This window comes from Paracidovorax avenae ATCC 19860, assembly GCF_000176855.2.
In the GTDB taxonomy this organism is placed as follows: Bacteria; Pseudomonadota; Gammaproteobacteria; order Burkholderiales; family Burkholderiaceae_C; genus Paracidovorax; species Paracidovorax avenae.
Genome location: NC_015138.1, coordinates 442,097 through 463,848, shown reverse-complemented (window position 1 = coordinate 463,848; position 21,752 = coordinate 442,097). Strand labels below are relative to the sequence as shown.

27 protein-coding genes are annotated in these 21,752 nt (G+C 66.1%); 2 read left to right on the top strand and 25 right to left on the bottom strand.

The genetic code is table 11. The annotated features are described in order from the left end of the window. Window positions 1-2: 2 nt before the first annotated feature. From kdpC to ACAV_RS02035, 8 genes are all read right to left on the bottom strand, one after another. A complete protein-coding gene (gene kdpC / locus ACAV_RS02070) occupies window positions 3-656 on the bottom strand; it encodes a potassium-transporting ATPase subunit KdpC (protein WP_013592923.1) in 654 nt (217 codons plus the stop codon). 23 nt (window positions 657-679) lie between these two features. Continuing rightward, the gene (kdpB, locus tag ACAV_RS02065) at window positions 680-2,812 is read right to left on the bottom strand and encodes a potassium-transporting ATPase subunit KdpB (RefSeq protein ID WP_013592922.1); all 2,133 of its coding nucleotides are present in this window, start codon (window positions 2,810-2,812) and stop codon (window positions 680-682) included. Between the two features lie 19 nt (window positions 2,813-2,831). Next, complete coding sequence (kdpA, locus tag ACAV_RS02060) at window positions 2,832-4,637, bottom strand: potassium-transporting ATPase subunit KdpA (RefSeq protein ID WP_013592921.1); 1,806 nt, start codon at window positions 4,635-4,637, stop codon at window positions 2,832-2,834. Continuing rightward, window positions 4,637-4,735 (bottom strand): K(+)-transporting ATPase subunit F, encoded by a 99-nt coding sequence (kdpF, locus tag ACAV_RS02055; RefSeq protein ID WP_013592920.1) that lies wholly within the window; start codon window positions 4,733-4,735, stop codon window positions 4,637-4,639. The genes kdpA and kdpF overlap by 1 nt, the downstream gene beginning before the upstream one ends. Before the next feature lie 284 nt (window positions 4,736-5,019). Then, a complete protein-coding gene (gene ptsP / locus ACAV_RS02050; protein ID WP_013592918.1) occupies window positions 5,020-6,798 on the bottom strand; it encodes a phosphoenolpyruvate--protein phosphotransferase in 1,779 nt (592 codons plus the stop codon). Between the two features lie 43 nt (window positions 6,799-6,841). After that, entirely contained in the window at window positions 6,842-7,111 is a 270-nt protein-coding gene (locus ACAV_RS02045; protein WP_011793537.1) for an HPr family phosphocarrier protein, read from the bottom strand. After that, window positions 7,080-7,532 carry a PTS sugar transporter subunit IIA gene (locus ACAV_RS02040; protein ID WP_013592917.1) on the bottom strand — a complete coding sequence of 151 codons (453 nt, stop codon included), beginning with the start codon at window positions 7,530-7,532 and terminating at the stop codon, window positions 7,080-7,082. The genes ACAV_RS02045 and ACAV_RS02040 overlap by 32 nt, the downstream gene beginning before the upstream one ends. Window positions 7,533-7,553: 21 nt before the next feature. Then, on the bottom strand, window positions 7,554-8,123 hold the full coding sequence (locus tag ACAV_RS02035; RefSeq protein WP_013592916.1) for a hypothetical protein: 570 nt from the start codon (window positions 8,121-8,123) through the stop codon (window positions 7,554-7,556). Window positions 8,124-8,325: 202 nt separating this feature from the next. On the opposite strand from ACAV_RS02035, the gene ACAV_RS02030 reads away from it, so the two are divergent. Both ACAV_RS02030 and ACAV_RS02025 read left to right on the top strand, forming a co-directional pair. Beyond that, complete coding sequence (locus tag ACAV_RS02030) at window positions 8,326-8,829, top strand: peroxiredoxin family protein (RefSeq protein WP_013592915.1); 504 nt, start codon at window positions 8,326-8,328, stop codon at window positions 8,827-8,829. Window positions 8,830-8,979: 150 nt separating this feature from the next. After that, window positions 8,980-9,471: a GNAT family N-acetyltransferase gene (locus tag ACAV_RS02025; protein ID WP_013592914.1), complete on the top strand. Its 492-nt coding sequence runs from the start codon at window positions 8,980-8,982 to the stop codon at window positions 9,469-9,471. 140 nt (window positions 9,472-9,611) lie between these two features. On the opposite strand, the gene ACAV_RS02020 is transcribed toward ACAV_RS02025, so the two are convergent. From ACAV_RS02020 to ACAV_RS01940, 17 genes are all read right to left on the bottom strand, one after another. Further along, window positions 9,612-10,118 carry a peroxiredoxin gene (locus tag ACAV_RS02020; RefSeq protein ID WP_011793532.1) on the bottom strand — a complete coding sequence of 169 codons (507 nt, stop codon included), beginning with the start codon at window positions 10,116-10,118 and terminating at the stop codon, window positions 9,612-9,614. A 146-nt stretch (window positions 10,119-10,264) separates the two neighbouring features. After that, window positions 10,265-10,534, bottom strand: coding sequence for a 30S ribosomal protein S17 (gene rpsQ, locus ACAV_RS02015; protein ID WP_011793531.1), 270 nt, complete (start codon window positions 10,532-10,534; stop codon window positions 10,265-10,267). A 9-nt stretch (window positions 10,535-10,543) separates the two neighbouring features. Further along, window positions 10,544-10,741: a 50S ribosomal protein L29 gene (rpmC, locus tag ACAV_RS02010; protein ID WP_011793530.1), complete on the bottom strand. Its 198-nt coding sequence runs from the start codon at window positions 10,739-10,741 to the stop codon at window positions 10,544-10,546. Window positions 10,742-10,755: 14 nt separating this feature from the next. After that, window positions 10,756-11,172 carry a 50S ribosomal protein L16 gene (rplP, locus tag ACAV_RS02005; protein ID WP_013592913.1) on the bottom strand — a complete coding sequence of 139 codons (417 nt, stop codon included), beginning with the start codon at window positions 11,170-11,172 and terminating at the stop codon, window positions 10,756-10,758. A gap of 2 nt (window positions 11,173-11,174) precedes the next feature. After that, window positions 11,175-12,056, bottom strand: coding sequence for a 30S ribosomal protein S3 (gene rpsC / locus ACAV_RS02000; protein WP_013592912.1), 882 nt, complete (start codon window positions 12,054-12,056; stop codon window positions 11,175-11,177). A 15-nt stretch (window positions 12,057-12,071) separates the two neighbouring features. Further along, a complete protein-coding gene (rplV, locus tag ACAV_RS01995; protein WP_005796970.1) occupies window positions 12,072-12,404 on the bottom strand; it encodes a 50S ribosomal protein L22 in 333 nt (110 codons plus the stop codon). A gap of 10 nt (window positions 12,405-12,414) precedes the next feature. Beyond that, window positions 12,415-12,693: a 30S ribosomal protein S19 gene (rpsS, locus tag ACAV_RS01990; protein ID WP_011793526.1), complete on the bottom strand. Its 279-nt coding sequence runs from the start codon at window positions 12,691-12,693 to the stop codon at window positions 12,415-12,417. A 10-nt stretch (window positions 12,694-12,703) separates the two neighbouring features. After that, a complete protein-coding gene (gene rplB / locus ACAV_RS01985; protein WP_013592911.1) occupies window positions 12,704-13,528 on the bottom strand; it encodes a 50S ribosomal protein L2 in 825 nt (274 codons plus the stop codon). After that, entirely contained in the window at window positions 13,529-13,843 is a 315-nt protein-coding gene (gene rplW / locus ACAV_RS01980) for a 50S ribosomal protein L23 (RefSeq protein ID WP_011793524.1), read from the bottom strand. Continuing rightward, on the bottom strand, window positions 13,840-14,460 hold the full coding sequence (gene rplD, locus ACAV_RS01975) for a 50S ribosomal protein L4 (RefSeq protein WP_013592910.1): 621 nt from the start codon (window positions 14,458-14,460) through the stop codon (window positions 13,840-13,842). Before rplD ends, rplW begins: the two co-directional genes overlap by 4 nt. Then, on the bottom strand, window positions 14,460-15,134 hold the full coding sequence (gene rplC / locus ACAV_RS01970; protein WP_011793522.1) for a 50S ribosomal protein L3: 675 nt from the start codon (window positions 15,132-15,134) through the stop codon (window positions 14,460-14,462). The genes rplD and rplC overlap by 1 nt, the downstream gene beginning before the upstream one ends. A gap of 259 nt (window positions 15,135-15,393) precedes the next feature. Beyond that, entirely contained in the window at window positions 15,394-15,705 is a 312-nt protein-coding gene (gene rpsJ / locus ACAV_RS01965) for a 30S ribosomal protein S10 (protein ID WP_003059431.1), read from the bottom strand. Window positions 15,706-15,729: 24 nt separating this feature from the next. Next, complete coding sequence (gene tuf / locus ACAV_RS01960) at window positions 15,730-16,920, bottom strand: elongation factor Tu (protein WP_011793521.1); 1,191 nt, start codon at window positions 16,918-16,920, stop codon at window positions 15,730-15,732. A gap of 251 nt (window positions 16,921-17,171) precedes the next feature. Further along, the gene (gene fusA / locus ACAV_RS01955; protein WP_013592909.1) at window positions 17,172-19,274 is read right to left on the bottom strand and encodes an elongation factor G; all 2,103 of its coding nucleotides are present in this window, start codon (window positions 19,272-19,274) and stop codon (window positions 17,172-17,174) included. Window positions 19,275-19,356: 82 nt separating this feature from the next. Beyond that, entirely contained in the window at window positions 19,357-19,830 is a 474-nt protein-coding gene (gene rpsG / locus ACAV_RS01950) for a 30S ribosomal protein S7 (RefSeq protein WP_011793519.1), read from the bottom strand. 164 nt (window positions 19,831-19,994) lie between these two features. Then, on the bottom strand, window positions 19,995-20,372 hold the full coding sequence (rpsL, locus tag ACAV_RS01945) for a 30S ribosomal protein S12 (protein ID WP_011793518.1): 378 nt from the start codon (window positions 20,370-20,372) through the stop codon (window positions 19,995-19,997). Window positions 20,373-20,527: 155 nt separating this feature from the next. Continuing rightward, entirely contained in the window at window positions 20,528-21,697 is a 1,170-nt protein-coding gene (locus ACAV_RS01940) for a D-alanyl-D-alanine carboxypeptidase family protein (protein WP_041828920.1), read from the bottom strand. Window positions 21,698-21,752 lie beyond the last annotated feature (55 nt).

The following is a 21,752-nucleotide window of genomic DNA, read 5'->3' as shown; positions in this document are numbered from 1 at the left end:
ATTCAGCGCGCCGCGTCGAGTGCCAGGTTGAGGGCCAGCACGTTCACGCCGGCCTCGCCCAGCCAGGGCAGGAGGGGCGACTCGGTGTGCGAGCGCACCAGGGCTTCCACGCGCTCCAGCGGCAGACCCCGCGCCCGGGCCACCCGGGGCGCTTGGTAGCGGGCCGCCGCCACGCTGATGTGCGGATCGAGCCCGCTGCCCGAAGCGGTGACCAAGTCCACCGGCACGGGCGCCGTATTGCCTGGGTCGGCGGCCCGCAGGGCGTCGATGCGGGCCTTGACCGCCTCGGCCAGGGCGGGGTTCGCCGGGCCGAGGTTCGATCCGCCCGACGCCCCCGCGTTGTAGGGCATGGGTGCGGTGGCCGAGGGACGACCCCAGAAATGCCCCGGCTGCGTGAAGTTCTGGCCGATCAACGCAGACCCGACGGCATGGTCGGCCTGGTCCCGGATGAGGCTGCCGGCCGCCTCGTGCGGGAAGGCGGACTGCGCCACGCCCGTCACCGCCAGCGGGTAGAAGACGCCGGTGACCAGGGACAGCAGGATGAAAAGCACCAGCGTGGGCCGCAGGAGCGGCCCGCGGGCCGGGACCTGGCCTTCGCCGGCCGGCGCGGCGGTCGATGCGGAGGCGTTCGCGGGGGATTGCAGGGAGGTATTCATAACGGTTCTCCGGAAGGATGCGTTCAGACGAGGCCGACGGCCACGAGCACCCAGTCGATGAGCTTGATCCCGATGAACGGCACGACGAGCCCGCCCAGGCCGTACACGGCGAGGTTGCGCCGCAGCAGCGCGGCAGCGCCCACGGGGCGGTAGCGCACGCCCTTGAGCGCGAGCGGAATCAGGAAGACGATGATCAGCGCGTTGAAGATCACCGCCGACAGGATGGCCGACGACGGGCTCGCCAGCCGCATCACGTTCAGCGCGCCGAGCTGCGGATAGGTGGAGACGAACATCGCCGGGATGATGGCGAAGTACTTGGCCACGTCGTTGGCGATCGAGAACGTGGTGAGCGAGCCGCGCGTCATCAGCAGCGCCTTGCCCGTCTCCACCACTTCCAGCAGCTTGGTGGGGTTGGAATCCAGGTCCACCATGTTGCCGGCCTCCTTGGCGGCCTGCGTGCCGCTGCCCATGGCCACGGCCACGTCGGCCTGGGCCAGCGCGGGCGCGTCGTTCGTGCCATCGCCGGTCATGGCGACGAGCCGGCCTTCGGACTGGTAGCGGCGGATGAGGGCGAGCTTGTCCTCGGGCGTGGCTTCGGCGAGGAAGTCGTCCACCCCGGCCTCGGCCGCGATGGCCGCGGCCGTCAGCCGGTTGTCGCCCGTGATCATCACCGTCTTGATGCCCATGCGCCGCAGCTCGGCGAACCGCGCCTGGATGCCGGCCTTGACGATGTCCTTGAGCTCCACCACGCCCAGCACGCGGCTGCCCTCCGCCACGGCCAGCGGCGTGCTGCCGCGGCGGGCCACATCGTCCGCGGCGCGGGCCACCTCCATCGGCATCGCGCCGCCCAGCGCCTCCACGTGCCGGGTCAGCGCCTGCACGGCGCCCTTGCGCAGCGCAACGGCGGCCGCGCCGTTGGTGGCGGGCAGGTCCACGCCGCTCATGCGGGTCTGCGCGGTGAAGGGCACCAGCACCAGGCCGGCGGCCGCGCCGGCTTCCGCTTCGATGCCCTCGCGGCGTGCCAGCTCAACGATGCTGCGGCCTTCGGGCGTCTCGTCGGCCAGCGAGGCCATGAGCGCGGCCCGGGCCAGGTGCGCGCGGGACACGCCCGGCGCCGGCATGAACGCGCTCGCCTGCCGGTTGCCGTGCGTGATCGTGCCGGTCTTGTCCAGCAGCAGCACGTCCACGTCGCCCGCGGCCTCCACGGCGCGGCCCGACGTGGCGATCACGTTCGCCTGCATCATGCGGCTCATGCCCGCCACGCCCACGGCCGACAGCAGGCCGCCGATGGTGGTGGGGATCAGGCACACCAGCAACGCGATCAGCGCGGTGAGCGACACCACGGTGCCCGCGCCCGAGGCCTGCACGCTGAAGAGCGAGAACGGCAGCAGCGTCACAGTCACCACGAGGAACACGATGGTGAGCGCCACCAGCAAGATGGTGAGCGCCACCTCGTTGGGCGTCTTCTGCCGCTTGGCGGCCTCCACCATGCCGATCATGCGGTCGAGGAACGATTCGCCCGGGTTCACCGTGATGCGCACCACCAGCCAGTCCGACAGCACGCGCGTGCCGCCGGTCACCGCGGAGAAGTCGCCGCCGGACTCACGCACCACCGGTGCCGACTCGCCCGTGATGGCGCTTTCGTCCACCGAGGCCATGCCCTCGATCACCTCGCCGTCGAGCGGGATCACGTCGCCGGCGTCCACCTGCACCACGTCCCCCTTGCGCAGGTTGGTGGCCTGCTCGGGCAGGAAGCGCGCGCCATGGCGCGGCTCGGAGAGCTTCTTGGCCCAGGTGTCCTTGCGCAGCCCGCGCAGCGATGCGGCCTGCGCCTTGCTGCGGCCTTCCGCCAGCGCCTCGGCAAAGTTGGCGAACAGCACGGTGAACCACAGCCACACGGCCACCGCAAGGATGAACGCCGGGCGCATGCCCATGTCCTGGGCAGTGGTCAGCGCCTGCAACCACAGCAGCGTCGTGAAGATGCTGCCGATGAAAACGATGAACATCACCGGATTGCGCCACTGAACGCGCGGGTCCAGCTTGGCGAACGCCTGCCACACGGCGGGGCGCACCAGCGCGGCATCGAACAGCGTGAGGTTCCGCGAGGGAGCCAGGTCCACGGCGGGTGCCGCGGCAGGGGATTGGGGGGTCGTCATGTCGTATCTCTCCTCGCGCTCACCGGGCCTGCAGCACCAGGTGTTCCACCACCGGGCCGAGCGCCAGCGAAGGCACGTAATTCAGCAGCCCCACGAGCAGCACCGTGAACACCAGCAGCGCCACGAACAGCGGGCCGTGCGTGGGCATGGTCCCGGGGCCGGGCGGCAGCCGCTTCTTGGCGGCCAGCGATCCGGCGATGGCCAGCACCGGCACGATCACGCCGAACCGGCCGAACCACATGGCCAGGGCCAGCAGCACGTTGTAGAACGGGGTGTTCGCGGACAGGCCGGCGAAGGCGCTGCCGTTGTTGTTGGCGGCCGAGGTGAGCGCATACAGCACCTCGGAGAAGCCGTGCGCTCCGGGATTCGCGATGCCGGCCTGCCCCCCGGCCGACAGCACGGCGACGGCGGTGCCCACCAGCACGAGGATCGGCGTCACGAGAATGGCGACGGAGGTCAGCTTCATCTCGCGCACCTCGATCTTCTTGCCCAGGTACTCCGGCGTGCGCCCGATCATCAGCCCCGCGATGAACACCGCGAGGATGGCGAACACCAGCATGCCGTAGAGGCCCGTGCCGACGCCGCCGAACACCACCTCCCCGAGCTGCATGAGCACCATCGGCACCATCCCGCCCAGCGGCGTGAAGGAGTCGTGCATGCCGTTCACGGCGCCGCACGAAGCCGCGGTGGTCACCGCCGCGAACAGCGCGGAGGCGGAAATGCCGAAGCGCACTTCCTTGCCCTCCATGTTGCCGCCGGCCTGCAGCGCGGACGCCACGGGGTCGGCCCCCAGCGCGGACAGCGCCGGGTTGCCCGCCTGCTCCGCCGCCGTCACCGCGAACGCGGCCACCACGAACATCAGTGTCATCGCGGCAAGGATGGCCACACCCTGGCGCCAGTCCCCCACCACCCGGCCGAACGCGAAGCACAGCGCCGCGGGTATCAGGAAGATCGCCAGCATCTGCGCGAAATTGGCGAGCGGCGTCGGGTTCTCATAAGGGTGTGCCGAGTTGGCGTTGAAGAACCCGCCACCGTTCGTGCCGAGCATCTTGATCGCCTCCTGCGAGGCCACTGGCCCCATGGGCAACGTCTGCGCACGGGTGCTGACCTCGCGGGTGAGCGGGTTGCCGGCCGCATCCTTCAAGGGCTGCCCCTGCGCATCGAGCTGCGGGTCCTGGTAGATGGTCGTCTCCACCGTGGCCACCTCCTGGTAGGGCGTGAAGTTCTGGATCACGCCCTGACCCACAAAGAAGATCGCCAGCACGAACGACAGCGGCACCAGCACCCAGGCCGTGATGCGCACGATGTCCGCCCAGAAGTTGCCCACATGCCCGGCGCCATCGCCACCGCGCGCGGCGAATCCCCGCGCCAGTGCGAAGGCCACGGCAATGCCGGTCGCTGCGGACAGGAAGTTCTGTACCGACAGCCCGAGCATCTGCACGAGGTAACCCATCGTGGACTCGCCCGCGTACCCCTGCCAGTTGGTGTTCGACACGAAGCTCACGGCCGTGTTGAAAGCGGAGTCGCCCGAGACGGCGGGCAGGCCCTGCGGATTCAGGGGCAGCAGCCCCTGCAGGCGCTGCAGCGCGTACACGGCGAGCACGCCCAGGGCATTGAAGGCCAGCAGCGCCAGCGCGTATTGGCGCCAGTGCATGCCCGCTTCCGGCCGCACGCCGGCCAGGCGATAGAGCGGCGCCTCCGCGCGGAGCATCCAGCCCGGCAGCCGGCCATCGCACACCGCGGCCAGGGCCCGGCCCAGCGGCCACGCCAGCAGGCCCAGCACGATCAGGAAAAGGGCCAGCAGGCCCCAGGCGGAGGCAGTCATCAGAACTCCTCCGCGCAGATCAGCGCGAACACCAGATAGGCGAACAGCAGCACCGCGACGATGCCGCCGAAACCGTAGAGCACGTCGATGCCGATCATCGCGCGTCTCCCCGCGGCCGGCCGTCGTGGCGGCCCAGAATCACCACGGCCTCGGCCATGGCCACCCACAACGCCGCGATCGCGGCAACCCACAGCACATCCATGTCATGCACTCCAGCAACCCTTGCGGGCGATGGAGGCATTCTGGAAAAGCACCCGTAAAAAGTGTGCACAGCTTGCGGCATGCCGCATAAACGCGGCGTAAAAACCGCGAGCAGGCCGAGGCACACCAGCCGGGCCGGAGTTTCAGCGGCACAGCGCCAGGCGCAGGCCGCGGACGGCCGTCAGCCGCCCAGGGCGTCGGCCGGGTTGTCCGCGTCGATCACCGTGCGGGCCCAGGGCGCCAGCTTGCGGGTATCCGAACGCAGCACCTCCTGCTTTACCGCCAGGATCTGCGCGGGATGCATGGAGAAGCTGCGCAGCCCCAGGCCCAGCAGCAGCCGCGTCATCGCCACGTCCCCTGCGGCTTCCCCGCAAAGGCACACGTTCTTGCCCTGCCGGTGGCCTTCCGCGATCACGTCCGCCACGAGCTGCAGCACTGCCGGATGCATGGGGTCGTACAGGTGGGCCACGCTCTCGTCGGCCCGGTCGATCGCCAGGGTGTACTGGATCAGGTCGTTGGTGCCGATCGACAGGAAATCGAAATACTGCAGGAAGCGCCGCACGATCAGCGCCGCCGCGGGCACCTCGATCATCGCCCCCAGCTGCACCGGCCCGTAAGGCACGCCACGCGCCTCCAGTTCCGCGCGCGCCATGTCCACCTGCGCCAGCGTCTGCCGGATCTCCCCGACATGGGCCAGCATCGGGAACAGCAGGTTCACCGGCCCGTGCGCGGCCGCGCGCAGCACCGCCCGCAGCTGCGTGCGGAACATCGACGGATCGGCCAGGCTCCAGCGGATGGCCCGCAGGCCCAGCGCCGGATTGAGGTGGCTGGCGGCTTCCTTCGCAGCCTTGGGATCCAGCGGCTTGTCCGCGCCCACGTCGATGGTGCGCAGGGTGACGGGCAGGCCCTGCATGCCCTCCACAGCGGCGCGGTAGGCCTGGTACTGCTCTTCCTCGCCCGGAAGGTGGCCGCCCCGGCCCATGAACATGAATTCGCTGCGGAACAGCCCCACGCCCGCAGCGCCCGCACGCACGGCCGCCTCTGCATCGGCGGGCTGCTCGATGTTCGCCAGAAGCTCGATGCGCTCGCCGTCGAGCGTCACGGCCGGCGTGTGCCGCAGGCGGGACAGCCGCTCGCGCTCCAGTTCGGTCTGGCGCTGGCGGAAGCCGTATTCGGCCAGGATGATCGGCGACGGATCGACGATCATGATCCCCGCGTCCCCGTCGATGATCACCCAGTCGTCCTGCCGCACCAGCTGGCTCGCGGCACGCGCGCCCACCACGGCGGGAATGTCCATGCTGCGCGCCACGATGGCCGTGTGCGAGGTCTTGCCGCCCACGTCGGTCACGAAGCCTGCGAACACGCTCTGCTTGAACTGCAGCATGTCGGCCGGCGAGAGATCGTGTGCCACCAACACCAGCGGCACGTCCACCATGTCGCCCGGCAGCAGGTCCTGCTGCAGGCCCAGCGCGGCGCTGCCGCGGCGCGGGCTGCAGGGCGGCGGCGCGACCGGGCTGGCGACGCCCTTCATGTGCCGCAGGATGCGCTCGACCACCTGCTCCAGGTCGGCCTTGCGCTCGCGCAGGTATTCGTCCTCCATCTCGTCGAACTGGCGCGCGATGATCTCCAGCTGCGTGGTCAGCGCCCACTCGGCGTTGTAGAGGCGGTCCGTGATCCAGTGCTTGACGCCGCTCACCAGCGCCTCGTCCTGCAGCAGCATCAGGTGCACATCCAGGAGCGCGGCGAGTTCGGGCGGGGCATCGGCAGGCATCTCGGCCTGCAGGCGCTGCAGTTCCTCGACCACGGCATTGCGCCCGTTGCGCACACGGACGATCTCCGAGCGCACCTGGTCGGGCTCGATGAAATAGTGCGCCACGTCCACGCGGCTCGAGGCCACCAGCACCGCGCGCCCGATGGCGATGCCCCGGGCGACCGCCAGGCCGTGGACGGCGAATGTCATCGGAGGTCTCCGGAACGGGTTGCTGAGGGGGCCATTCCCGGACTCACTCTCCCTCGCCGAACTTGCCGTCGATGAGCGCGCGCAACGCATCCATCGCTTCCTGCTCCTGCGGACCGTCGGTCTCGATCGAGACTTCGGTGCCGATGCCCGCGGCCAGCATCATCACGCCCATGATGCTCTTGGCATTCACGCGGCGCTCGCCCCGGGCCATCCACACCTCGCAGGGAAAGCTGCCCGCCAGCTTGGTGAGCTTGGCCGATGCCCGGGCATGCAGGCCCAGCTTATTGCTGATGGTGATATTCGTCTTGATCATGATGGGAGCGTCGGATCTGGTTCTGGGGTGCGGCGACAGCGACCTGCATCACCCCCTGGGTGCCGCCCGCGACCGCGCGGGCGACGAGCGCCTCGAGCGGCTCGTGGCGATAGCTCACCGCGCGCAGCAGCATCGGCAGGTTCACCCCGGTGACCAGCCGCGAGCGCTCACCATCCACGAGGCGCTGCGCCACGTTGCACGGCGTCGCGCCGAACACGTCCGTCAGCACGAGGATGGGGTCGTCCCCGCCCGCTCCGTCCAGCAGGATGCTTGCGGCTGCCAGCGTGTCCTCGGGAGGGGCATTCGGATGTACATCCAGCGCCAGGATGTCTTCGGCAGTGTCCGGAAACACGTGCAGGGCGCAGGCGCGCAGCGCATGGGCCAGCGGGGCATGGGCGATGAGGAGGATGCGCGTGCTCATGGGGAGGTCAGGTGAACCGCATTATCGCAATGCGAGCCCGGGGAAAAACGTGTCCGCCCCTGCAGCCCGCGGCTGGGGGCTGTAGATCACCGCGTGGTAGAGCCGCATCCGCGGCCCACCTTCGGAGGCTTCCGCCCGGGCAAACCAGGCGGCATCCATCGCCACCGCAGCCCCCTGTCCCGGCGCCGCACCCTGCGCCTGCAGGCGCACGGACTGCGGCAATGGCAGCGCACCAGGAGGCGTGAACGGGGCGCCGGGCCCTGCCGCGTCCGCCGGCGCGCCGATGCGCGCCAATGTCGCCGCACGCCACTGCGCGAGCACAGCCCCCGCTTCGGCCGCGCCGGCACCCGGCGGAAGCACCATGTGGGATAAGGCGAAGGTGGCGCCATCGGCATCGCACCCGGCCATGGACAAATCCACGGAGCGCCCCTGCAGCTCGACGGGCCGCACGGCACGTTCCGGCTTGCACGGAAGCAGCGCCGTCAGTCCGGCATCGTCCATCCGGACGGAACGCCAGTCCAGCGACGGACTGCAGCCCGCCAGCGACACGGCGCCGGCCAGCAGGATCCAGGGCATGCGGTTGCGCGACATGCGGGCATTATGGTCGGCCCATCCCGGTGGCCCCGCGCACGGCATGCGTCCCGGCGATTGATACGCATCAAGCCCGAACCTTTCTGCTGGCCGCTTGCTCCACCAGCGGCATGCGCCGGACCGCCTCGTCCGGCACAATGGCAGCCGTGCGCCGCGTTTCGCGCGCCGCGCGGCCTGAACGGACGGATGGAAGGACGGCATGATGGGCTTGAAGCATTGGATCGGCGCTGCCGCGGTCGCGGCCTTCGTGGGGGTGGGCGCCTTCGTCTTCCTGGGCGCGGGACGCTCCCAGGCCCCGGAATCCACCTTCGTGCTGCTTGACGGCAGCCGCCAGACCACCGCAGACCTCCGCGGGAAGGTCACCCTCGTGAATTTCTGGGCGACCAGCTGCACCACCTGCGTGGCCGAGATGCCGCAGATCGTGTCCACCTACGGCAAGTACCGCGACCGCGGCTTCGATACTCTGGCCGTGGCCATGAGCTATGACCCGCCGAGCTACGTGGTGAACTTCGCGCAGACCCGCCAGCTCCCCTTCAAGGTAGCCATCGACAACACCGGATCGGTGGCCAAGGCCTGGGGCGACGTACAGCTCACCCCCTCGACCTTCATCGTGAACAAGCGCGGCGAGATCGTGAAGAGCTACGTGGGGGCCCCAGACTTCGCGGAACTCCACCAGTTGATCGAACGGCTCCTGGCCGAAACCTGAACTGCGACGCCCGCCGTGCACCGGGGCCAGGACACCGTGCCCTGGCAGGGGGAACGTGATGCCCAGCGCGGCATGGGGCCCGGGCCGGCCGCAGGGTCGCCAGGGCATGCCGTTACACTGGTTCCCACTGCCACCCTTCCGACGCTTTCCGTGGACCAGCCCTCCATCGCGCTCCTCACGCCCTCCCAGCCCACCGAGATGGAGCCCGTGCGCGCCATCTTCCGGGAATACGGCGACAGCCTGGGTATCGACCTGGAGTTCCAGGGTTTCGATGCCGAACTGGCAGAGTTGCCCGGCGACTATGCCCCGCCGCGCGGGCAGATCCTCCTGGCCGAAGTGGGCGGCGCCATCGCGGGGTGCTGCGCCCTCCGGCCGCTGGACACCGCCGACTACCCGAACGCGGCCGAAATGAAGCGCCTGTACGTGCGCAAGGCCTTCCGCGGATTCGGCCTCGGACGGCAACTGGCGGAGGCCATGCTGGACGTGGCCCGGCAGGCGGGATACGCCTGCGTGCTCCTGGACACGCTGGACGGCATGGAGTCCGCGCGGGCCCTCTACGCCGACCTGGGTTTCGAGGAAATCCCGCCCTACTATCACAACCCCATCGCAGGATCGCACTACCTCAAGGTCGATATCGACTGAGAGTGCACGGCCCCGGGACAGGCCTGGATCGGTTCACACGGTCCAGAAGCGTTTGATTCTGTCAACGCGCCGCATCGCAGGCCGTACAAAGGGGTACGACACGATGCGGCAACCACGCCAGGAGGGTCTGCTAGCCGCGCTCAGCCGCGGGCCTGGGCCAGCAGCGTGTCCGCGTCGCTCACCTCGAACTTGCCGGGCGCCTCGATGTTCAGCGAAGCCACCTTGCCATCCTTGACCAGCATGGAATAGCGGTTGCTGCGCAGGCCCAGGCCCTTGCCGTTGAGGTCCAGCGTCAGGCCGGTGGCCTTCGCGAAGGCGGCATCGCCGTCGGCCAGCATGCGCACCTTGCCGTCGGTCTTCTGGTCACGCGCCCAGGCGCCCATGACGAAGGCATCGTTGACGCTCAGGCACCAGATCTCGTCCACGCCGGCCGCCTTGAAGGCCTCGGCCTGCTCGACGTAGCCCGGCACGTGCTTGGCGGAGCAGGTCGGCGTGAAAGCGCCCGGCACCGCGAACAGCGCGATCGTCTTGCCGGCCGAGGCCTTCGCGACGTCCACGGGGTTCGGGCCGATGCTGCAGCCTCCGCCCTCGACTTCAGAGTATTCCATCAGCGTCACGGCAGGCAGCGCTTCTCCGATCTTGATCATGCTTTCTTCTCCAGTTGGGTGGGATGGTGGATGGGATGGGTCAGCCGGTGCGCCACGAACGGGGGCACCGGCGCCGGAAATAAAAAAACGGCCCACGATTGTGGGCCGTTTTTGGAGGGCGTGTCGCCGGAAGAGTGGAGAGCCACTCAGACCAGGGCAGCCTTCTGGACCAGGCGGGTCGCAACCCAGTTCTTGGTCTTGGAGAGTGGGCGGCTTTCCGTGATCTCGATCGTGTCGCCCAGCTTGTACTCGCTGTTCTCGTCGTGCGCGTGGTACTTGCTCGACTTGATCACGATCTTGTCGTAGATCGGGTGCTTCACGCGGCGCTCGACGAGCACCGTCACGGTCTTCTCACGCTTGTCGCTGACCACCTTGCCAACCAAGGTGCGCTTGAGGGATTTTTTAGCTTCCGTCATGTCGGCTCCTTACTTGGCGGCTTGCTTTTCAGCAAGGATGGTCTTGGCGCGGGCGATGTCGCGGCGCGTGGTGCGCAGCGTGCCCGTGTTGCCCAGTTGTTGCGTGGCCTTCTGCATGCGCAGGCCGAAATGGGCCTTCTGCAGCGACTTGATCTCGGCCTCCAGGCCGGCGACGTCCTTCTGGCGCAGTTCAGCAGCTTTGGTCATATCAATTCTCCTGATCAAGCGCCGATTTGACGTGCGACGAACGTGGTGCGCAGCGGCAGCTTGGCGGCAGCCAGGCGGAACGCTTCACGTGCCAGCTCTTCAGGAACGCCAACGATTTCGAAGACGATCTTGCCGGGCTGGATCTCGGCCACGTAGTACTCGGGGTTGCCCTTGCCGTTACCCATCCGCACTTCTGCGGGCTTGGTGGAAATCGGCTTGTCGGGGAACACACGGATCCAGATGCGGCCGCCACGCTTCACGTGACGGGAGATCGCACGGCGTGCGGCCTCGATCTGGCGGGCCGTCAGGCGGCCACGGTCCGTGCACTTCAGGCCGAAGTCGCCGAACGCCACCGAGTTGCCCCGGGTGGCGACGCCGGTGTTACGGCCCTTCTGCTCTTTGCGGTATTTGCGACGAGCGGGTTGCAGCATCGTTATTCTCCTTTGCCGTCCGCTGCTGTAGCGGGCGCGTCAACCTTGCGAACGCGCTTAACGGCGGTTGCGTCGGTGCCACCGGCACCAGCGGGCTTGTCGCTGCCATCGGCCGGAGCGGCATTGCCACCCATGGGACGACGGGGACCACGGCCTGCACCGGCACGGTCGCCACCAGGGCGGCCATCACGGCGGGGGCCGCGGGGGCGGCGCTCTTCTTCCGGACGGGGCGTCTCGGCCACCGGCAGGTCGTTGCGGCCCAGCGTGTCGCCCTTGTAGACCCACACCTTCACGCCGATCACACCATAGGTGGTCTTGGCTTCGGAGGTGCCGTAGTCGATGTCGGCACGCAGGGTGTGCAGCGGCACACGGCCTTCACGGTACCACTCGGTACGGGCGATTTCGATGCCGTTCAGGCGGCCGGCGGACATGATCTTGATGCCCTGGGCGCCCAGGCGCATCGCGTTCTGCATCGCGCGCTTCATGGCGCGGCGGAACATGATGCGCTTTTCGAGCTGCTGGGTGATCGAGTCGGCGATCAGCTTGGCATCGATTTCGGGCTTGCGCACTTCCTCGATGTTCACTGCGACCGGCACGCCCAGGCGGGAGGCGAGTTCCTTCTTCAGGTTCTCGATGTCCTCGCCCTTCTTGCCGATCACCACGCCGGGGCGTGCCGAATAGATCGTGATGCGGGCGTTCTTGGCAGGACGCTCGATCAGGATGCGCGACACGGCGGCGTTCTTCAGCTTGGCCTTCAGGTATTCGCGCACCTTGATGTCTTCAGCCAGCATGCCGGCGAAGTCACGGTTGCTCGCGTACCAGCGGCTGGCCCAGTTGCGGCTCACGGCCAGGCGGAAGCCGGTAGGATGGATTTTCTGTCCCATATTCTTCCTTTGGCCTCAGTTGCCGACCGTCACGTACACGTGGCAGGTGGGCTTGCTGATGCGGTTGCCGCGGCCTTTGGCGCGGGCCGTGAAGCGCTTGAGCGTCGTGCCTTGTTCGACGTAGATGGTCTTGACCTTCAGTTCGTCGATATCGGCGCCGTCGTTGTGCTCGGCATTGGCGATGGCGGACTCCAGAACCTTCTTGACGATGCCGGCAGCTTTTTTCTGCGTGAACGTCAGGATGTTCAGGGCCTGGTCAACCTTCTTGCCGCGGATCAGGTCCGCAACCAGACGGCCCTTGTCCACCGACAGGCGGACGCCACGGAGGACAGCACGTGTTTCAGACATGTTCTGCTCCTTATTTCTTCTGGACCTTCTTGTCCGCGGGGTGACCCTTGAAGGTGCGCGTCAGGGCGAATTCGCCCAGCTTGTGGCCCACCATCTGGTCGGTGATATAGACCGGCACGTGCTGCTTGCCGTTGTGGACGGCAATGGTCAGGCCGATGAACTCGGGCAGGACCATGGAGCGGCGCGACCAGGTCTTGACTGGCTTCTTGTCCTTGGTGGCAACGGCCTTCTCGACCTTGGCCAGCAAGTGGTGGTCAACAAACGGACCCTTTTTGAGAGAACGAGTCATTTGTTATCCCTTACTTCTTGCGGCGCGACACGATCATGACCTGTGTGCGCTTGTTGTTGCGGGTGCGATAACCCTTGGTCAGATTGCCCCAAGGATCGACAGCATGGCGGCCTTCGCCGGTGCGGCCTTCGCCACCACCGTGCGGGTGATCCACCGGGTTCATGGCCACACCGCGGACGGTCGGGCGGATACCCATCCAGCGCTTCACACCGGCCTTGCCCAGTTGGCGCAGGCTGTGTTCTTCGTTGGCGACTTCACCGATGGTGGCGCGGCACTCGATGTGGATCTTGCGCACTTCGCCGGAGCGCATGCGCACCTGGGCGTACGTGCTTTCGCGGGCCAGCAGCGTAGCGGACGCACCGGCGGAACGGGCGATCTGGGCACCGGCACCGGGCTTGAGCTCGATGCAGTGGATCGTCGAACCCACGGGGATGTTGCGGATCGGCAGCGTGTTGCCCACGCGGATCGGGGCCTCGGAGCCGCTCACGATGGTGGCGCCGACTTCCAGATTGCGGGGAGCGATGATGTAGCGGCGCTCGCCGTCGGCGTAGCACACCAGGGCGATGTGGGCCGTACGGTTCGGGTCGTACTCGATGCGCTCGACCTTGGCCGGGATCGCATCCTTGTTGCGCTTGAAGTCCACCACGCGGTAGTGGTGCTTGTGGCCACCGCCCTTGTGGCGGGTGGTGATGTGACCGTTGTTGTTGCGGCCGGACTTCTGGTGCTGGGGTTCCAGCAGCGCAGCGAAAGCCTCGCCCTTGTACAGGTGGTCACGCGTCACCTTCACCACGGCACGTTGGCCGGGCGAGGTGGGTTTCATCTTGATGACTGCCATTTAAGCGGCCTCCCCGGACAGGTTCAGCTCTTGACCTTCCTTCAGCGTCACATAGGCCTTGCGCACGTTGTCGCGGCGGCCGATGGTCTTGCCAAAGCGCTTGGTCTTGCCTTTGGTGTTCACCACAGAAACGCCCTTGACCTCGACCTTGAACATCAATTCCACGGCGGCCTTGATTTCGGGCTTGGTTGCGTTCTGCAGCACCTTGAACGTCACAGCATTGGACTTCTCGGCAACCATGGTGGCCTTTTCGGACACGATGGGAGCGACCAGCACCTGCATCAGACGGCCTTCGTCAAACTTGGTCGTGCTCATGCGAACATCTCCTTGAGTTTGTCGATAGCGCCCTTGGTGACGAGCACTTTCTTGTAATGCACCAGCGACACCGGATCTGCATAACGCGGCTCGACGACGAACACGTTCTTCAGGTTGCGGGAAGCGAGGTACAGGTTTTCGTCCACTTCATCGGCGATCACCATCACCGATTGCAGGTTCATGGCCTTGAACTTGTCGGCCAGCACCTTGGTCTTGGGCGTTTCCACCTTCAGCGAGTCCACCACGGCCAGGCGGCCTTCGCGGGCCAGCTGCGACAGGATGGACGCCATACCGGCGCGGTACATCTTCTTGTTGATCTTCTGCGTGAAGTTTTCTTCAGGCAGGTTCGGGAAGATGCGACCGCCCCCACGCCACAGCGGCGAGGAGGTCATACCGGCACGTGCGTTGCCGGTGCCCTTTTGCTTGAAGGGCTTCTTGGTCGAGTGGCGAACCTGTTCGCGGTCCTTCTGCGCGCGGGTACCCTGGCGGGCGTTGGCGCGGTAGGCCACGACGATCTGGTGGATCAGGTCTTCGTTGTACTGGCGATCGAACACGGTTTCGGGCACGTCGATCTTGGACGCGGCCTGGCCTTGGTCATTCAGGAGTTCGAGCTGCATTAGTTCGCTCCTTGGGAAGCTTTGGCCTTGACGGCGGGACGCACGGTCACGAAGCCACCCTTCGAGCCCGGAATGGCGCCCTTGATCAGGAGAAGCTGGCGTGCCTCGTCGACGCGGATGACGTCGAGGTTCTGCGTGGTGGTGGTGGCGTCGCCGAGGTGGCCCGTCATGCGCTTGCCGGGGAACACGCGGCCGGGATCCTGCGCCATGCCGATGGAGCCGGGCACATTGTGCGAACGGCTGTTACCGTGCGATGCGCGTTGCGAGGCCATGTTGTGGCGCTTGATCGTGCCGGCGTAGCCCTTACCGATCGAGGTGCCTTGCACATCGACCTTCTGGCCCACCGAGAACACGTCCGCCACGGGCACTGCAGCGCCGGTGGCGTACTTGCCAGCGGTTTCTGCGGTCACGCGGAATTCACGGATGATTTCACCGGCTTCCACACCTGCCTTGGCAAGGTGGCCGGCTTCGGGCTTGGTCACGCGAGATGCCTTGCGCGAACCGAACGTGACCTGCAGGGCCACGTAGCCATCGTTCTCTTGGGTTTTGACCTGGGTCACGCGGTTGTTGGACACATCCACCACCGTGACGGGCACTGCGTCCCCGTCATCGGTGAACAGACGCATCATGCCCACCTTGCGGCCCAGCAACCCGAGGGAGTTGCTCAGACTCATTGGTTGTTCTCCAAAGCTTCCGCCGCCCCGACTTCAATTGGCCAGGACGTTTGCACGACGGGCGCAGGCCTCGACGGCTTGGCACCAATGTGCGCGAAAGAAGGTTGATAAAACTCCGCAGCCCTGCACCCCGCTTGAATTCGGAGCGCAAAAATGCGAAGCCTCAAAGTATAACGCGGACTGCCTTTGCAGGCAAGTCCGCGTTGGATGCACGGCACGCTCCAGCCGGAGCGCGCCGCGCGAATGGCAGCAGTAGGGATTACTGCAGCTTGATCTCGACGTCCACGCCAGCCGGCAGGTCGAGCTTCATCAGCGCGTCCACGGTCTTGTCGGTGGGATCGACGATATCCATCAGGCGCTGGTGCGTGCGGATTTCGAACTGGTCGCGCGACGTCTTGTTGACGTGGGGCGAACGCAGGATGTCGAAACGCTTCATGCGCGTCGGCAGGGGCACGGGGCCCTTGACGATGGCGCCGGTGCGCTTGGCGGTGTCAACGATCTCGGCGGCGGACTGGTCGATCAGCTTGTAATCGAAAGCCTTCAGGCGGATACGGATCTTTTGCTTGGACATGGCAGATTCCTTATTGCTCAAAATTTAAGCAATGATCTTGGCCACGACGCCGGCGCCGACCGTACGGCCGCCTTCGCGGATGGCGAAGCGCAGGCCTTCTTCCATGGCGATGGGGTTGATCAGCTTGACGGTGATCGACACGTTGTCGCCGGGCATGACCATTTCCTTGTCGGCCGGCAGCTCGATGGCGCCGGTCACATCGGTCGTGCGGAAGTAGAACTGCGGGCGGTAGTTGTTGAAGAAGGGCGTGTGGCGGCCGCCTTCGTCCTTCGACAGCACGTACACCTCAGCCGTGAAGTGGGTGTGCGGCTTGATGGAGCCGGGCTTGCACAGCACCTGGCCGCGCTCGACGTCTTCACGCTTCGTGCCGCGCAGCAGCAGGCCCACGTTGTCGCCGGCCTGGCCCTGGTCCAGCAGCTTGCGGAACATTTCCACGCCCGTGCAGGTGGTCTTCTGCGTGTCGCGGATACCCACGATTTCGATTTCTTCGCCGACCTTGATGATGCCGCGCTCGACACGACCCGTCACCACGGTACCGCGACCGGAGATGGAGAACACGTCTTCCACGGGCATCAGGAAGGCACCGTCCACGGCGCGCTCGGGCGTCGGGATGTAGGTGTCCAGGGCTTCAGCCAGCTTGTCGATGGCTTGCTCGCCCAGGGGGCCCTTGTCGCCTTCGAGGGCCAGCTTGGCCGAGCCGCGCACGATGGGGGTGTCGTCGCCGGGGAAGTCGTACTTGTCGAGGAGTTCGCGCACTTCCATTTCGACGAGCTCGAGCAGCTCTTCGTCATCCACCATGTCGCACTTGTTCAGGAACACGATGATGTAGGGCACGCCCACCTGGCGGGCCAGCAGGATGTGCTCGCGCGTCTGGGGCATCGGGCCGTCGGCGGCCGAGCACACCAGGATGGCGCCGTCCATCTGGGCGGCACCGGTGATCATGTTCTTGACGTAGTCGGCGTGGCCGGGGCAGTCCACGTGGGCGTAGTGGCGGTTGGCCGTCTCGTATTCCACGTGTGCAGTGTTGATGGTGATGCCGCGGGCCTTTTCTTCGGGCGCTGCGTCGATTTCGTCGTACTTCTTGGCTTCGCCGCCGAACTTGGCGGACAGCACCGTGGCGATCGCTGCCGTCAGCGTCGTCTTGCCATGGTCCACGTGGCCGATCGTGCCCACGTTCACGTGGGGCTTGGTACGTTCGAACTTACCTTTTGCCATTTCTCAACTCCAGAATAAAGAGCAATGCCCGTGTGTTGGTTTTACGTCTGCACCGCATTGCCGAATCCTTCGCCACGGGCAACGAAGGGCATGCGATCGCAGACAAAAAGATTTCCCAATGCCACCCCGACCGTCCTGGTCAAAAGGCCGCGGAGCAGGCCAAGCCAGCAGCACGCGCGGGACCGGCTTCGCCGGGCCGCTGCGTGCGCCCCCTCGAGGGGGAGGCGCCGCAGGCGACACAGGGGTGGGATTTATTTAGCGCGGGCGGCCATGATGGCTTCGGACACGTTGCGAGGAGCTTCGCTGTAGTGCTTGAACTCCATCGTGTACGTGGCACGGCCTTGCGTCGCGGAGCGCAGCGCGGTCGAGTAGCCGAACATTTCCGACAGGGGCACTTCGGCCTTGATGGCCTTGCCGCCGCCGACCATGTCGTCCATGCCCTGCACCATGCCGCGGCGGGACGAGAGGTCGCCCATCACGGTACCGGCGTAGTCTTCAGGCGTCTCCACTTCCACGGCCATCATGGGTTCCAGGATGACCGGACCGGCCTTCTTGCAACCTTCCTTGAAGCCGAAGATGGCAGCCATCTTGAACGCCAGTTCGTTCGAGTCCACGTCGTGGTACGAACCGAAGTGCAGCGTGACCTTCACGTCCACCACCGGATAGCCGGCCAGCACGCCCTGGGTCACGGCTTCGTTGATACCCTTTTCCACGGCCGGGATGAATTCACGAGGAACCACACCGCCCTTGATGGCGTCCACGAACTCGATGCCCTTGCCGGCTTCGTTCGGCTCGATCTTGAGCACGACGTGGCCGTACTGGCCCTTGCCGCCGGACTGGCGCACGAACTTGCCTTCGGCCTCTTCCACCGTCTTGCGGATGGTTTCACGGTAGGCCACCTGGGGCTTGCCCACGTTGGCTTCCACGCCGAACTCGCGCTTCATGCGGTCCACGATGATTTCGAGGTGGAGCTCGCCCATGCCCGAGATGATGGTCTGGCCGGATTCCTCGTCGGTCTTCACGCGGAAGGACGGATCCTCGGCGGCCAGGCGCTGCAGGGCGATGCCCATCTTCTCCTGGTCGGTCTTGGTCTTGGGCTCCACGGCCTGCGCGATCACGGGCTCGGGGAACACCATGCGCTCCAGCGTCACGATGGCTTCGGGATCGCACAGCGTTTCACCCGTGGTCACATCCTTCAGGCCCACGCAGGCAGCGATGTCGCCGGCGCGGATTTCTTCCACTTCCAGGCGTTCGTTCGCGTGCATCTGCACGATACGGCCGATGCGCTCCTTCTTGCCCTTGACGGGGTTGTAGACGCTGTCGCCCTTGGAGAGCACACCAGAATACACGCGCACGAAGGTCAGCTGGCCCACGAACGGGTCGGTCATCAGCTTGAATGCGAGGGCCGAGAACTTCTCGTTGTCGTCCGCCTTGCGGGTGGTCTCGGCTTCGTCTTCGTCCGTGCCGGCCACGGGAGGAATGTCCACGGGCGACGGCAGGTAGTCGATCACGGCGTCCAGCATGCGCTGCACACCCTTGTTCTTGAATGCCGTACCGCACAGCATGGGCTGGATCTCGGTGGCGATCGTGCGCGTGCGCAGGCCGAGCTTGATCTCGTCCTCGGAGAGGTCGCCCTCTTCCAGGTACTTGTTCATCAGCTCTTCGGACGCTTCGGCAGCGGCCTCGACCATCTTCTCGCGCCATTCCTTGGCGGATTCCACCAGGTCGGCCGGGATGTCTTCGTAGTTGAACTTCATGCCCTGGGACGCTTCGTCCCAGATGATGGCCTTCATCTTGAGCAGATCGACCACGCCGGTGAAGTTTTCCTCGGCGCCGATCGGGATCACCACGGGCACGGGGTTGGCCTTCAGGCGCAGGCGCATCTGGTCATAGACCTTGAAGAAGTTGGCGCCGGTACGGTCCATCTTGTTGACGAACGCGAGGCGGGGCACCTTGTACTTGTTGGCCTGGCGCCACACGGTTTCCGACTGGGGCTGCACGCCACCCACGGCGCAATAGACCATGCAGGCACCGTCCAGCACGCGCATGGAACGCTCCACCTCGATGGTGAAGTCCACGTGGCCGGGGGTGTCGATGATGTTGAAGCGGTGCTCGGGATAGGACATGTCCATGCCCTTCCAGAAGCAGGTCGTGGCGGCGGACGTGATCGTGATGCCGCGCTCCTGCTCCTGCTCCATCCAGTCCATGGTCGCAGCGCCGTCGTGCACTTCGCCGATCTTGTGGTTCACACCCGTGTAGAACAGGATACGTTCAGTCGTCGTGGTCTTGCCAGCGTCGATGTGGGCCGAGATACCGATATTGCGGTAGCGCTCGATGGGAGTCTTGCGTGCCATGATGGTCTTTCGTTAACAGCCAAAGAGCCCGCCCGCCGGTAGGGCGGATCGGGCTCCAGGCCTTCGAGATGAAGGGATGGGCTTAGAAGCGGAAGTGGCTGAACGCCTTGTTGGCTTCTGCCATGCGGTGCACTTCGTCACGGCGCTTCATCGCGCCGCCACGGCCTTCCGTGGCTTCCAGCAGCTCGTTGGCCAGGCGCTGGGCCATGGACTTCTCGCCGCGCTTGCGGGCGGCTTCCTTGAGCCAGCGCATCGACAGGGCCAGGCGGCGCACGGGGCGCACTTCGACCGGCACCTGGTAGTTGGCACCACCGACGCGGCGGGACTTCACTTCCACCATGGGCTTCACGTTGTTGATGGCAACGGTGAACGCTTCCAGGGGATCCTTGTCGGGGTGCTTCTTCTGGATGAGTTCCAGGGCGCCATAGATGATGCGCTCTGCAACTGCCTTCTTGCCGCCTTCCATGATCACGTTCATGAATTTGGACAGCTCGACATTGCCGAACTTCGGGTCCGGCAGGATTTCACGTTTGGGGACTTCGCGACGACGTGGCATTTCTCACCTCTATCTTTGCTTCAGTTGGCGCCTTCCCAGGCACCGCGAGAGCCATTCAGGACTCCCACTTACTCGACCCACGCAGAACACCTGCGTTCGGGGCCACTACGCTGCTTCACCGCGCCACGCGGGAACAGCACCGAAAATTCTTCGAAACGCAGGGCTTACTTGGCCTTGGGCTTCTTGGCACCGTACTTGGAACGGGCCTGCTTGCGGTCCTTGACGCCTTGCAGGTCAAGCGAGCCACGCACGATGTGGTAACGCACACCGGGCAGATCCTTCACACGGCCGCCGCGGACCAGCACCACGCTGTGTTCCTGCAGGTTGTGGCCTTCGCCGCCGATGTAGGAGATGACCTCGAAGCCGTTGGTCAGGCGCACCTTGGCGACCTTCCGCAGAGCGGAGTTCGGCTTCTTGGGCGTCGTGGTGTACACACGGGTGCACACTCCACGGCGCTGGGGAGAGTTTTGCATCGCGGGGCTCTTGGACTTGGTCGTTTCGACCTCGCGCCCCTGACGCACGAGCTGGTTGATGGTTGGCATGAATCGTCCCTAAACGTGAAAACTTCGCCCGGCGGATTCGAATCGAGCGAAGACGTGATTCCCTTCGGAAATTCCGAAAAGCCTTCTAATGTATCAGTTTGCCCCTGGCGAGGCAAGGACCGGCACCGCCAGCCTCCTGCCACGCGCAGCGCGCATCACTTGATCCAGAGCCGGATGGCATCCCAGGCACGCCCGAAGATGCCCGCCTGATCTACGGTTTCGAGCGCCACCAGGGGCACCTCGGCAATCTGCTGGTCGCCCAGCGAGACCTTGAGCGTGCCGATGGACTGCCCCTTGGTCAGGGGGGCGACCAGCGGGTCCTGGCGGACGATCTGGGTGGAAATCTTGCCGGCGGAGCCCGACGGCACCGTGACGACGATGGGATCGGGGCGCCCGATCTTGATGGTGTTCTGCGTGCCCTTCCAGAGCGCCGGGGTGGCAGCCGGCTGGCCGCCGTCGAACAGCTTGACGGCGTCGTAGGCGGTGTAGCCCCAGTTCAGCAGCTTCTGGCTCTCGTTGGCACGCGCGTTCTCGCTCGCGGTGCCCAGCACGATGGACAGCAGGCGGCGCTGGCCGACATTGGGAAAGTCACGCTTGGACGTGGCCACGAGGCAGTAGCCGGCCGCTGCGGTGTGCCCGGTCTTGAGGCCGTCCACCGTCGGGTCGCGGAACAGCAGCGAATTGCGGTTGGTGCCGTTGGAAGGCGGCGTGCCCGGATAGGCATAGTGCTTGGTGGAGTAATAGTGCATGTACTCCGGGAAGTCCTTCATGAGCCGCGTCGCGAGGATGCTCAGGTCGCGTGCCGTGGTCGTGTGGCCGGGCTCCGTGAGGCCTTCGGGGTTCTTGTAGGCCGTGTTCTTCATGCCCAGGGCCTTGGCCTGGTCGTTCATGAGCTTGACGAAGTTCTCGGCCGAGCCACCCACGCCCTCGGCCAGGGCCATGGAGGCATCGTTGCCCGACTGCACGATCATGCCCTTCAGGAGGTCATCCACCGGCACCTGCATCTTGGGGTCGATGAACATGCGCGAGCCCGGCATCTTCCACGCCAGGACGCTCACCGGCAGCTTCTGCTCCAGGGTGATCTTCCTGGAACTCAGCGCATCGAACACCAGGTAGCCGGTCATGAGCTTGGTCAGGGACGCCTGCTCCACGGGCGCATCGATGTCCTTGGCGGCCAGCACCTGCCCGGAGGTCACGTCCAGCAGCAGGTAGTTGCGCGCGGCGATCTCGGGCGGCTGGGGGGCCTGCACCTGCGCCCAGAGCGCAGCAGGCGCGAGGGCGGCGGCCATGGCGAAGGAGCGCAGCAGGGGCAGGAAGGACTTCATGGAGGCATGCATTCGGAACGGTCCGGGAAGAAAGGAAGCGGGAGAGAGGAAAGCA